Here is a 13,471-nt window from a genome sequence, read left to right as displayed (position 1 = left end):
TTTTTTTGATTTTCTATCCATTGGCTTCGCATTAACCCACAGCGAAAAATATACTTACAAATTTCATAACCTCACGTTAACTCAGGCTTTACACCTCGTGCTATTTTATATTCTAGATAGATCCAACAGCATACTGCCATATGACAACCCTGCTCCAAAACCCGATATTAGTGCAACATGGGGCCTTTCACCACGCTTCAGTGCTCGATCCAGGCCAATCGCTATTCCAGCTGAAGACGTGTTACCATAAAATTCAACATTTGTTTCAAACTTACTCAATGGCACATTAATACCGAGCGCAATATTTTCAATTAACCTTAGATTGGCTTGATGCGTCACGATCAATTCCAATTCAGAGTTTGTATAACCATTTTGTTCAAGTAAATTAGTAATATGTTCTGGAACTATCGATGTTACAAATTCATAAACTGCACGTCCATCTTGATAAAAAGCATCCATCTTTGGATAACTATCTCTAGATATCTCGCTTAAGGGAGCAATTCTTCCGCTATGAATTATGTCAGGTGCTGGACTTGTTTCGAGTTTTTCCGCTATGAATATTTCATCATCTGGATTATCACTTGCCGTCAACAATACTCCACCAGCTCCATCACCAAAGAAAACAGCAGATGTTCGATCAGAAAAATCCATCATTTTGGAATTTACTTCACCAGCAATCACAATTGCCTTATTATAATTTCCGTGACGCAAAAACTTTTCTGCTGTGCTTAATGCAAAGATAAAGCCTGCACAGGCGACACTTATATCAAAAGAGAACGCCTTCACTGCATCAATTTTTTGCTGAACTAGTGATGCAGTGGCCGGTGTAATTGAATCCGGACTGATTGTGGCTACTATGATTAAATCAATTTCACTGGCTTCAACCTTAGCCTCAGTTAATAATTTTTTTGCCACCTTTGCACAAAGATCTGATGTATTCTCATTAATAGCATAATGTCGCGTTTTTATTCCAGTATGCTTTTGAATCCATTCATCTGAAGTATCCATATACTTAGATAGTTCAGCATTAGTCACTACACGTTCTGGCACATAATGTGCACTGGCTTCTATTTTTACGGCTCTAGGCATCTTATATATTCTCCTATATCGAATCATTGGTCGACTTCTTTATACAAATCTGCGATACATTTATTTTACTTATACATAAATAAAAAAGCCATACCAAAACAATAATTTTGGAATAGCCCATATGATGCGGGTAAATGGATTCGAACCATCACGGGCTGTAACGCCCACCAGATCCTTAGTCTGACGCGTCTGCCAATTCCGCCATACCCGCAACAACAGAAATAATTATACCAAATACTCTGCGTGAGAGCAAGCCTTTTTTATTTATACATTACTTCTTTTTGTAATTTCAATCTGCCATGGCACCTCGAACAGACATACTTTTTTAAATCTATCCTACGTTTTCTCACATAAAGTTGACCGCATTCTGTACAGACATAATTATACGCATGTGCTGAACTGTTACTGTTTAAAGGTGCAAATCTTAAACCTTCTACTTTGGCCAATAACTTCTTAAAATCACAATCTCTATGCCTATATCCCTTATTATTAAGATGCAGATGATAGTGACATAATTCATGCTTAATCACACCTTGCAAAGTCTCTACACCATGTTCAGTTAACATCTTTGGGTTTATATCAATGTTATGTGTCCTAAGATCATATCTCCCACCAGTTGTGCGTAAACGCGTATTAAACGTTACATTATAATTAAAACTCTGTCCAAATGACTCCACCGATATTTTTTCAACAAGTTTTTGCAAGGCTGCATTATTCAAAATAACTCATCTCTTTTCTGGAGAAATCATCGTTAGCTGGATTCTCTTCCTCTGCTCATCAACACTCAAAACCCATACATCAACAATGTCACCCACTGCTACAACATCATTAGGATTTTTTACGAATCCTTTTCTTAATTGGGATAGATGAACCAACCCATCTTGTTTTACTCCAATATCCACAAAAGCACCAAAATCAATAACATTACGCACCGTACCTTTGAGTTTCATTCCCACTTTTAAATCCGATATTTTTAAAACATCACTTCGTAACAGTATTGGAGGTAAATCGGATCTGATATCTCTACCAGGTTTAATTAAACTTTTAACAATATCTGCTAGTGTCGCTGTTCCAACACCAAGTTCATTAGCAACTGCCTGAATATCTACATTTTTCAAGTTTGCGGTGACCTTACTTGTTCCAATATCCGAAGTGATAATCTTACGTTTCTCTAACAGATTTTTGGCTACATGGTAACTCTCAGGATGAATATCAGTATTGTCTAAGAAATTCTTACCTCCGATTATTCTCAAGAAACCAGCAGACTGCTCATATGCTTTGAGTCCAAGTCTAGGTACATTTTTTAACTCATTTCTTTGGGTAAACATTCCAACTTCATTACGATAAGCAACAATATTTGCTGCTGTTGTACTTGATAAGCCAGAAATATTTTGTAAAAGCTGTGGACTTGCTGTATTCAAGTCAATCCCAACTTGGTTGACCGCAGTTTCAATCACAGCATCTAGTTTATTACTAAGTTCTTTTTGCGGTAAATCATGCTGATATTGTCCAACACCAATTGCTTGCGGATCAATTTTTACCAACTCTGCCAGAGGATCCTGCAAGCGCCTTGCAATGCTTACCGCAGAACGTTCCTCTACATGAAAGTCTGGAAATTCATCCCGCGCAATTTTACTTGCCGAATAAACCGACGCACCAGCTTCATTCACAATTGCATAAACAACATGGCGCTCTGTTTTCTCAACAGCCTCAGCAACAAAAGATTCAGACTCGCGGCTTGCTGTTCCATTACCTATCGCGACAACATCTACCTTGTTTTTTTCAAGTATTTCCACAAATTGATTCATCGCTTTATTCCAATTTGCATCATCTTTTTGCGAATTTTTTTGCTTATGCGGATATATAATTGCCTTACTCTTAAATCTCCCCGTCTCATCCACCACTGCTAATTTGCACCCCGTACGATACGCAGGATCAAATCCTAACACACACTTGCCCTTTAGAGGGGATTGCATTAATAGGTGGTATAAATTATTCCCAAAAACTTCAATTGCATGTTCACTGGCTTTCTGTGTCAATTCAGTGCGGAGCTCTCTTTCAATTGCTGGTTTAATCAGTCTTTTATATCCATCAGCAATTGCAGCCTGTAAAATTTTAATAATCTCTGGTGTTTTATTTTTTATAATTCTTACTGCTAAATAGTCTAGAATCTGAGCCTCATCCACCTGAATACTAACACCGATGATTCCAAGCCTTTCTGCACGATTAATTGCCAAAACTTGGTGATTGGCAATTTTTTTGTATGCCATTACGAAATCATAATAGTTTTTAAAAACTTGCTGCTCATCCTCTTCTGTTTTCTTAGGCTTAGTCGTTATTTTACCTAGCTGCTTAGTAATTTGACGAATTCTAGTACGATATAAGGCATTCTCGCTTACTTCTTCCGCAATAATGTCACATGCTCCTGAAATAACCTGCTGTGCATCAAGAACATCTTGTGCTGGATTTACAAACTTCTCAGCATAGTTCTTTGCTGCCTTTGCATTTACCGTCATTAACCATTTAGCAAATGGTTCAATTCCCGCTTCTCTTGCAACCATCGCCCTTGTTCTTCTTTTTTTCTTAAAAGGTAAATACAAATCCTCGATTGTCTGTAAAGAATCAGCTGCTTCAAGTTTTCTCTTCAAAACTGGAGTCAATTTTTCTTGTTTTTCAATTGCAGCCTGAACATCTGCACGCCTTTTTTCAATCTTCTCTAATAATTGTTTACTATTAAGAATTTCACGAATTTTTACTTCGTCCAGATTACCGGTTCTTTCTTTTCGGTACCTTGCCATAAATGGAACGGTTGCACCTTCATCATACATTTCTGCAGTCGCTTGTACTTGCTTATACTTTAAATTAAGCTGTTTTGCAATTTTATCTAATATCAGATTACTCACTATCATTCTCCTTTAAAAAAAATAGCATAGTTAAACCTCCAAGTTGATGATTCACTTCAGATTATGGTTTAACCACACTAATTTTTTTATTTCCAAAACTCATCATAAACAGTAATTGGTGAATGCCGTTTATGCTGTGTCTTTAAATACCATGCTTCAATCTTTTCTGCTGCGGCACTATCAATATCATGGCCTTCTAAATAATTATCGATATCATCATAGGTAACTCCTAAAGCTACTTCATCTGGTAACGCTGGACGATTATCTTCTAAGTCCGCAGTTGGTTTCTTCTTATATAAGTGTTCTGGTGCCCCAAGAATCTCGAGCATTGCCTTGCCCTGTCGTTTATCTAAGCGCCATAGTGGAGTAATATCTGCGCCGCCATCACCAAATTTTGTATAAAACCCAGTTACTGCTTCAGCAGCATGATCCGTGCCAACCACAGCCCCTTTGTTAGCAGCTGCAATTCCATATTGAGCAATCATTCGTTCACGTGCTTTGATATTCCCACGATTGAAATCACTGACCTCCAAGCCATTTTCTGCAATACTCTCTACCATCGCATCTGTTGCCGGCTTGATATTAACACGAACTATTTTATCAGCCTTCATAAATTCGATTGCATCCATCGCATCTTGTTCATCGGCTTGGTTACCATATGGTAGTCGTACAGCAATAAATTGATATTCATTATCGCCGGTTTCTGTTCGTAATTCCTTGATTGCTAACTGGCTTAACGCACCGGTCAAAGTAGAATCTTGTCCACCCGATATTCCCAAAACAAGTGTCTTCAGAAAATCATGTTTTTTTAGATACTCCTTCATAAAGTCAACACTTTTTCGAATCTCAGCCTTTGGATCAAAAACAGAACTAACACACAATTCACTGATAATTTTTTTTTGTAACTCTCTCATCTAGAAATCCTCCTTGAGTGCCACACATAGTTATATGTGATGTTTTCTACCATCATTTTACGCTTTTTTATTGATACTTTCACGAATTTCTTTAATTATCTTCATTTTATTATTGTAGCATGCTTCAGACAAATCAACTGGATAGTCTTGTGGATTAAGGTCACGTTTATATTCTTCCCAGAGACTGTCGAGCCGCTCATGCGCATATTCTTTGATTTCTATTAGACTAGGAACTTGATAAACCTGTGTTCCATTTACAAAAATATCCTTTAAAAGCGGGCGTGCATCAAAATCTGTTATATTCTTATTAATGTATGTGTATTGTGGATGAAACATGTACAATGATTTTTCTTCTGCGGGTTTTTCATCCCACAAAGCAATGTAATCACCCTCAGATTTACCATCGGCCTTCTTAGTAATGCGCCATACCTGTTTCTTCCCAGGTGTTGAAACTTTTTCTGCGTTACTTGATAATTTGATCGTATCCTCAAGAATTCCGTCGCTATTCTCAATTGCTACCATCTTATAGACTGCGCCAAGTGCCGGCTGATCGTATGCTGTGATCAGCTTTGTTCCAACTCCCCACACATCGATCTTTGCCCCTTGCATTTTTAGGTTTGTGATTGTCTTTTCATCAAGATCATTTGAAGCATATATTTTAGCGCTTGAAAAGCCCGCCTCATCCAGCTGTTCCCTAACACGTTTAGAAATATACGCCATATCTCCAGAGTCAATTCGCACACCCAAGAAATTTATCTTATCACCTAATTCCTTTGCAACCCTGATTGCATTAGGAACCCCACTCCTTAAGGTGTCATAAGTATCAACAAGAAATACACAATCCTTGTGTGTAGTAGCATATGCCTTGAACGCCTCATAATCATCACGATATGCTTGAACAAGCGCATGCGCATGAGTCCCACTAGCTGGGATCCCAAAAATTTTGCTGGCCCTTACGTTACTCGTTGCATCAAAGCCACCAATATAAGCCGCCCGAGTTCCCCAAATAGCTGCATCAAATTCTTGAGCTCTTCTTGTTCCAAACTCCATGATAGCATCATCGTGGACAACTGATCTCACACGAGCTGCCTTTGTTGCAATCAATGTTTGATAGTTGACTACATTCAGAATTGCTGTTTCAACAAGTTGACAATCCGCAAGAGGACCTTCTACTTGCAAGATTGGTTCATTATTGAAGACAACTTCTCCTTCAACAACAGCTCTTAATGTTGCTGAAAACTTGAAATTTCTTAAGTATTCCAAAAAATCATCAGAAAAATTACCAGTCTCTTTTAAATATTCAAGATCACTTTTTGTAAAATGTAATTTATTAAGATAATCAATTACACGTTCTAAACCAGCAAAGATAGCATACCCATTTTGAAAAGGAATTTTTCGAAAATAAAGTTCGAAAACTGCTTTTCTTTGGTCAATTCCCTTCAACCAATAAGTTTGAATCATATTGATCTGATATTCATCAGTATGTAAAGCATAACTATCGTCTGGATAATTCATTTCCATCTTTTCTACTCCTTCTCAGCTAAGCTGAGCAACATTATTATTTGTAATTATATTTACACAAAAAAATAAAAGCTGTAACGCTTTCCCTTTATGCAATGTCTATTGCACTATAATAACACTTTTTCATAATCACGTCATTTCTGTTATACTATGGCTAGTCATTTTGAAAAAGAGGTATTTTATGTCAGATAAATATGAAAAAGTAGCTGTCCTTGGTGTCAATTTTACTAAAATTACAAATAGAGAACTACTGGAACAATTAAAGACAGATAGCTTGAATCATTCAAATCGTTTCGTAATCACAGCTAACCCTGAAATCGTTTTGTACGCACGGGATAATCCAGAGTATTTAGCAATAATCAAATCAGCTGACTACACAACTGCCGATGGAATTGGGATTATTAAAGGTGCTAATATATTGAAGACCCCTTTACCTGAAAGGGTAACTGGCTTTGATACACTCTGTTCTTTATTGGAATTTGCTGATAAAGAACAAAAAAGTGTTTATTTCTTAGGAGCTAAGCCTGAAACAATCAAAAAAACAATTGCTAAAGTTCGTCATGAATATCCTGCTTTGAAAATTGCAGGATATCATGATGGCTATTTTAAAGACGCACAAGAAGTCACAGCTGAAATTAAAGTAAGCAACCCAGATTTTGTCTTTGTTGCACTGGGTTTTCCAAAACAGGAATTCTTTATTGCCCAATATCGTCAGCTAACTGCTTCCATCTGGATGGGAGTCGGTGGTAGTTTTGATGTTCTAGCAGGAACTGTCAAACGTGCTCCACTTTTTTGGCAAAAGCATCATATTGAATGGTTATATCGTTTATTCCAAGAACCATCTAGATTTTGGAGGATGCTAGCTTTGCCCAAATACTTAATCATGGTTTATTTGGAAAAATTTGGTCTGCTTAAAAACTGACTTAAATTATTATAAGATAAAAAAAGCTGGTTCAAAAGTTATATTTTGAATCGGCTTTTCTATTTATTCCGTATAAACGTGTTCCGTAAGTCAAAATTTCATTATTAGCAAAATAACAAACTATTTTTCCAAATAAAACTCGAATCTCTCGCCAACATATTGCGTCCTGACATATTCAAATGGCTTTCCATCTTCTAGATTAGTGATCTGACGTAATCGTAATACAGCCTCACCTCTGCGAATCCCTAAATATTCTGCTATCTGTTCTGAAGCCAACATTGCAGAGACCGTTTGTTGTGCATGCCCAATTATATGCCCACTCTCTTCAAGCACATGATACAAAGAACTTGTGACTTCTTCTTTACTATAATGTTTTACTAATTCATGAGGGATTGTAGCAACTTCGAAACAAATTGGCACACCGTCAGCATACCTGATTCTTTCCATTCTCAAAACCAGATCTTTTTCCACCAAATTCAGTTTCTCCATTTCACTCAAAGATGGAGTTGCAATATGATAAGAAATTGTTTTACTAGATGGCTTTTTCCCTTGCGCTCTCATCAATTCAGAAAAACTAGTTACACCAGATGACATTTTTTCTTGAACTTTTTGCCTAGCAACAAATGTTCCAGAACCTACATGCCTTTCGAGAATTCCTTCATCAACAAGGGTTTTTACAGCTTGTCGTAGCGTCATTCGACTCACACCAAAGGTTACAGCCATCTCACGCTCTGAGGGAATACGCTCGCCTACCTTCCACCTCCCAGACTCAATTGAACGCTTAATTTCATTGTGAATCTGAATATAAATAGGTGATGACATTAATATTCCCTCTTTCGTGTTTAATTTTTGTAACAAGTCCCATAACTGTACGTTTCTATTAATTTTAATTCACCAGTCAAAATGTTCAGATCAGCATCTTTCCCGATTTCTAGAGTTCCTTTGGTAGTAAGACCAAATTCGCGTGACTGATTAACAGATGACATTAAAACCGCCTCTTTAATTCCACAACCAGTATATGCAATAATATTACGGAATGCTTCCTGAAATTGCAATACCGATCCAGCTAAATTTCCAGTTTCTAGCCGTGCCTGACGATCTTTAACAATAACTTTTTGTCCTCCTAGTTCAGAAACACCTTCAGGCATTCCTTTGGCTCTCATCGAATCAGTAACTAGCTCAATTCGCTCTGGTCCCTTTATCTCGTATGCCAGCTTAATCATATCTGGAACAACGTGAAATCCGTCTGCAATCATTTCACAATAAATATTATCTTCAAGCAATGCATGTCCCGTTACACCAGGTTGACGATGCTTGAATTCACGCTGTGCATTATATAAATGTGTAACATGGCTCGCTTTTGAATGCTTAAGCTGCTCTCTTAAAGCATTACTGTGACCAATTGAAGGTACAATTCCATTTTGCAGACAATAATCCTCAAACTTTGCTGAAGTTTCGTGCTCGGGAGCAAAAGTAACCAGCCTTACCAAATGACCCGAAAGTTTATTCCAGTGATCAAATAACTCAACATCTGGTGATTGGATATATTTTTCCGGTTGAGCCCCTTTAAAAACAGGTGAAATGAATGGGCCTTCCAAATGGATACCTTGAATTACACGATTTCTCTTTGCCGCTTCCTTGATTCCGACCATAGCCTTCGCTATATTTTCATGCGATTGTGTCATTGTCGTTGCGAAATAGCTCGTAATGCCTTCATGAATCATGTCTGTCACCATCTCATCGATTTGGTCAGCATTTCCATCCATCGCATCAAAGCTATAACCACCATGGCTGTGAACATCAATAAAACCAGGAACAATGAGCTTGCCCTCAAGATCAACAACCTCCGTGTCTTCCCCCCTAGCAACAAACTGTGCCATCGGTCCAACATCTTCGATTTTTTCAGAAAAACGAATGTACCCATCTTTAATTTCCTCTGTACCAGTAAAAATATCAGCGTGTTTTAAAACTTTTGTCATAATATTTTCGTCTCCTTCTTAGTGTGTTGCCTGGTCCTTCAAAACTGTTGCATCTATGCCCTTGACAACTGCCGTCATGAAACCTGCTTCCTCCATTGCCAATAATCCAGCTATTGTCGTTCCACCTGGAGAACACACATCATCGACCATATCCATAGGTGATTTTGTTCCTGCTAAAACTTTTTGGGCACTGCCTAAAACTGCTTGAGCAGATATTTCTGTTGCCTGTTTCTTAGTGAGACCATACTTAACACCTGAACGAGCCATTGCGTCTATAAAATAATAGATGTATGCAGGCGAACTTCCTGCCAATGCTACAAAAATACTAAAATCCTTCTCAGGAATCTCTAATGTCCGGCCCAAACTGTCAAACAAGCTCTTAGTCTGTCCATAAATGATATCAGATACAGCATCATTCCTAACAAACGCTGTCATTCCTTCATTGATTTCGACATTTACATTAGGCATGATTCTAATTGTAGGTATTTTCTTACTTTTAAATTGTGTAGCTATTTCTTCCAATGAAACACCACTAGCCATAGAAATAATAAGTTTTTTCCCAGTTGTTACATCTCTTATTTCATCGATCACACTAGCTAACACAAACGGTTTTACAGCTAATAAAACAATGTCTGCTTTCTCAACCACGGCAGCATTACTAGTACATGCAATAACTCCTGTTTTTTGTGCGTATTCCTCATAATTATTCCGATGTGCACTATGTACAAGGATATCCCCAGGTTCAAAAACCTTTTTCGTCAACCAACCCGTAATTATTGACTTGGCCATATTTCCAACACCGATAAATCCAATTTTCATTTGCCAACCTCCACTTGAAAATGATATATACCAATGTACTGAATGTATCATTTTTATTTAAAAAGTCAATCACTCTTGTTTCATCTTTTTCGATATAAAATAAAAAAAGACAAAAAAAGAACGAAAAAAATTATTTCGTCCTCTATCTTCTATTCTTAATTGGGCTAGCTGGATTCGAACCAGCGCGTCACGGGATCAAAACCCGTTGCCTTACCGCTTGGCTATAGCCCAGTATGGTGGAAGGGAGTGGATTCGAACCACCGAACCCGAAGGAGCGGATTTACAGTCCGCCGCGTTTAGCCAGACTTCGCTACCCTTCCGTAGCATTACCGTTGTCATATCCGACCTAATAATAATACTATTTTTCACTATCTTGTGCAAGTGTTTTTTGAATTTTTATTCGATACCCTTCATCAATTTCTTTATTTTTGAAGAAAACATCAATAATATAACTCCAAAAAGTATGGTAACAGCACCGACTATTCCAAAATAAGCAACTTCATTTTGTCCATTATAGAATCTTACTAATTGTGAATTAAATGCCTGTGCAACCGCATCACTGATAAACCATAAGCTCATCATTTGTGATTCAAATGCTTTAGGAGCTAATTTAGTTGTAGCGGAGAGTCCAATCGGAGAAATTAGCATTTCACCAATTATTACTAGGGCCCAACTCGTTATTAACCACAAAGGACCGACTTTTGTATCGGTACTGAATAAAATTCCCGGAAGCATCATCCATAGAAAGGACAGGCCAGCAAAAAAAAGACCGTATGAAAACTTGGATGGAGCAGACGGCTGTTTACTTCCTAATGTAGTCCAAATTATTGCAAAAATTGGTGCATATATCATGATAAATAATGGATTCATGCTTTGAAACCAGCTAGATGGAAATGAATATCCAAAAAACTCTAGTCGGGTTTGCTCATTGGCAAATATTGCTAATACAACAGCACCTTGTTCCTCAATTGACCAGAATAATATGCTTGCAATAAATAATGGAACATATGCCCATACATGTGACCTTTCACTTTTAGTTATCTTTCTGCTGTTCAGCATTACTACAAAATAATAGATTGGAATCAATACAGCAATAACCGTTATCAATAAAATAACATTGCTAATTGTTAGCAGATTAAATAAATACATAATAATAAGAGTCAGAGTAATTACTATGACAAAAAGAAGTATCTTCTTAATAATTGTCCGTAATTCGCTTGGATCGATTGGATCATTTGGATACAGACTATCCTTTGATAGATATTTATTACCATCAAAATAGTATTGGATTAAACCTACTAACATTCCAACTGCTGCTAGTGAGAAACCTAAGTGAAAATTTACCTTTTGACCCAAATATCCCACAATAATTGGAGCAATAAATGCTCCTAAATTAATTCCAAAAACAAAAATGTTAAAGCCTGTATCCCTTCTTGCATCATCTTTTTGATATAATTCACCAACCATCTCCGAAACATTTGGTTTTAAGAGCCCAGTTCCTATGACAATTAACGCAATTGAAATAAAAAGTGCCAGTTTGCCAAATGGAGTAGCTAATACTGTATGACCCAACATTATTAAAATTCCGCCCACAAATACTGTTCTGCGACTGCCCCAGACTCTATCACTGATAAAACCTCCCAAGACACTAGATAGATAAACAAGCGCCCCATAAATCGACATTATAGATAATGCAAGTGATTTGCTAAAGCCAAGCCCACCAACATCGACGGCGTAGTACATATAATAAAGTAATATCGCTCTCATGCCATAATAGCTAAATCGTTCCCACATTTCTGTGAAAAAAAGTGTGGATAATCCTCGCGGATGTCCCAAAAACATTACATCCATCGTTTTTTTATCCATTAATAAATTCCTCCCAATCTTTGATTAGTACTTTGTCCTATATAGTAATTAAAGAATTTTTTTAATTACGCGTATTGTTACATCATATGTAAAATAAAATTACAAATAACGTTGTTCTATCATTATAATTTAACACATAAGTAGTCAAAGCGTTTCCATATTTATGATAAAAAAACCATACAAAAGTGTCACCAAAATTATAAATAAGAAACACAATTTTATCTTATCACCTTATTTTCATTGTTCCTCCAACATTTACTCACAAAATATTCCTTGTAACTGCCATGATAGGTTTAATTAAGATTTTCACGTTATCGTTTATATCTCTCATATTTAATATCGTTTGGTTCACTGCATTTATTTATCATGTATAGACTGATTTTCGAAGTTGCTTATCACATAAACTACACATCATTCTATTCCCTTATTTAATTTAATCATATATTCATGATAAAGATTAATGAATAAGTAGAATTTCTTCCACTATTTGATAAATTTTTATCTGATATTTAAATGTTAATTTAATAAATCATTTAAAATCAGCGCCATTAGATTCTCCGTAACTACTATTTACAGTAATAGAACTTTCACCCTCAGTGCTGGTTCCAACATAATGCTGTGTATCTGAGGTTTGTCCTATATAATCGGTTTTAGTATTTGATTCTTGTGTATCACTACTTGATCCAGCAGAACTGCTAACTGTTACTACTTCGTATTTAACCTAGTCAGCATCTGCATTTTACTTCTGATTTTTGACAAATCCATGCACCAATAAAAATGCTGTTGCAACGACTCCTACACTAGAAGCATTTGTAATTCTCTTATATCGTTTAATACTTTAATGTCTCAAGTTTAAGCTCCCCTTTATAATCAAACTAGTCTATTAATTATATATCTCTATTTACAAAAAATATAGCATTCATATTTATAGGTAAATTATATCATTATATTACACTACTAACTGCTTTATACTGTTGTATATAATAAATATAAAATGCTTGCAAAGTACTCAATAAAATTTGAATATGAACTTAGTTGTCATATATAGAAAAACTACATACACATTTGATTGAAAAATATAAAAAAATTAAACAGCAAATTAAAAACTCATCAGATAAAATTGGGCAAAAAAAAACCAGTTCTAGAAAAACTGGCAATTAATACAATAATGTTGCAATGAAACTGCTTAAAGTCTCGTAAAATAAGGTATATATTATGCCGGCTGCAGGATTTGAACCTGTGACCCTCGGTTTACGATACCGATGCTCTACCAGCTGAGCTAAGCCGGCATTTCGATGACCCGTACGGGATTTGAACCCATGTTACCGCCGTGAAAGGGCGGTGTCTTAACCACTTGACCAACGGGTCGCTCAACAAAATACAACCGATTTCGCTAACAAAAAACTCAGAAACTGAAAATAATCAGTTATCCCGGTTATCAACAAATTCTGAGCCATT

Annotated in this window: 10 protein-coding genes and 5 tRNA genes; 1 reads left to right on the top strand and 14 read right to left on the bottom strand. The window is 36.5% G+C overall.

Features of this window, described 5'->3' with window-relative positions:
* Positions 1-105: 105 nt before the first annotated feature.
* The 6 genes from GSM_RS00075 to GSM_RS00050 form a co-directional block, all read right to left on the bottom strand.
* Entirely contained in the window at positions 106-1,089 is a 984-nt protein-coding gene (locus tag GSM_RS00075) for a beta-ketoacyl-ACP synthase III (RefSeq protein WP_003687681.1), read from the bottom strand.
* 125 nt (positions 1,090-1,214) lie between these two features.
* A tRNA-Leu gene (locus GSM_RS00070) sits at positions 1,215-1,300 on the bottom strand.
* A 49-nt stretch (positions 1,301-1,349) separates the two neighbouring features.
* Complete coding sequence (locus GSM_RS00065; RefSeq protein ID WP_003687683.1) at positions 1,350-1,808, bottom strand: SprT family protein; 459 nt, start codon at positions 1,806-1,808, stop codon at positions 1,350-1,352.
* A gap of 6 nt (positions 1,809-1,814) precedes the next feature.
* The gene (locus tag GSM_RS00060; protein ID WP_003687685.1) at positions 1,815-3,992 is read right to left on the bottom strand and encodes a Tex family protein; all 2,178 of its coding nucleotides are present in this window, start codon (positions 3,990-3,992) and stop codon (positions 1,815-1,817) included.
* 86 nt (positions 3,993-4,078) lie between these two features.
* Entirely contained in the window at positions 4,079-4,906 is an 828-nt protein-coding gene (nadE, locus tag GSM_RS00055) for an NAD(+) synthase (RefSeq protein ID WP_003687687.1), read from the bottom strand.
* A 57-nt stretch (positions 4,907-4,963) separates the two neighbouring features.
* Entirely contained in the window at positions 4,964-6,427 is a 1,464-nt protein-coding gene (locus GSM_RS00050; RefSeq protein ID WP_029327317.1) for a nicotinate phosphoribosyltransferase, read from the bottom strand.
* A gap of 181 nt (positions 6,428-6,608) precedes the next feature.
* Here GSM_RS00050 and GSM_RS00045 point away from each other — a divergent pair, with 181 nt between their 5' ends.
* On the top strand, positions 6,609-7,349 hold the full coding sequence (locus tag GSM_RS00045; RefSeq protein ID WP_003687692.1) for a WecB/TagA/CpsF family glycosyltransferase: 741 nt from the start codon (positions 6,609-6,611) through the stop codon (positions 7,347-7,349).
* 120 nt (positions 7,350-7,469) lie between these two features.
* Here GSM_RS00045 and GSM_RS00040 read toward each other — a convergent pair whose 3' ends face one another.
* The 8 genes from GSM_RS00040 to GSM_RS00005 form a co-directional block, all read right to left on the bottom strand.
* Entirely contained in the window at positions 7,470-8,171 is a 702-nt protein-coding gene (locus GSM_RS00040; protein ID WP_003687693.1) for a GntR family transcriptional regulator, read from the bottom strand.
* A 20-nt stretch (positions 8,172-8,191) separates the two neighbouring features.
* Positions 8,192-9,328, bottom strand: coding sequence for an N-acetylglucosamine-6-phosphate deacetylase (gene nagA / locus GSM_RS00035; protein ID WP_003687695.1), 1,137 nt, complete (start codon positions 9,326-9,328; stop codon positions 8,192-8,194).
* 18 nt (positions 9,329-9,346) lie between these two features.
* Entirely contained in the window at positions 9,347-10,147 is an 801-nt protein-coding gene (gene proC / locus GSM_RS00030) for a pyrroline-5-carboxylate reductase (protein ID WP_003687698.1), read from the bottom strand.
* Positions 10,148-10,306: 159 nt separating this feature from the next.
* Positions 10,307-10,378 (bottom strand) — tRNA-Gln (locus tag GSM_RS00025).
* 3 nt (positions 10,379-10,381) lie between these two features.
* Positions 10,382-10,467, bottom strand: a tRNA-Tyr gene (locus GSM_RS00020).
* Between the two features lie 76 nt (positions 10,468-10,543).
* Entirely contained in the window at positions 10,544-12,013 is a 1,470-nt protein-coding gene (locus GSM_RS00015) for a peptide MFS transporter (protein ID WP_003687712.1), read from the bottom strand.
* A 1,216-nt stretch (positions 12,014-13,229) separates the two neighbouring features.
* A tRNA-Thr gene (locus GSM_RS00010) sits at positions 13,230-13,302 on the bottom strand.
* A gap of 7 nt (positions 13,303-13,309) precedes the next feature.
* Positions 13,310-13,381: transfer RNA gene (locus tag GSM_RS00005), tRNA-Glu, on the bottom strand.
* Positions 13,382-13,471: the final 90 nt, after the last annotated feature.

Origin of the sequence: Liquorilactobacillus mali KCTC 3596 = DSM 20444, assembly GCF_000260415.1 — a bacterium.
GTDB classification, from domain to species: Bacteria; Bacillota; Bacilli; order Lactobacillales; family Lactobacillaceae; genus Liquorilactobacillus; species Liquorilactobacillus mali.
Note: the sequence above shows the minus strand (reverse complement) of the source record. Positions and strands in the feature narration are given on the sequence as shown.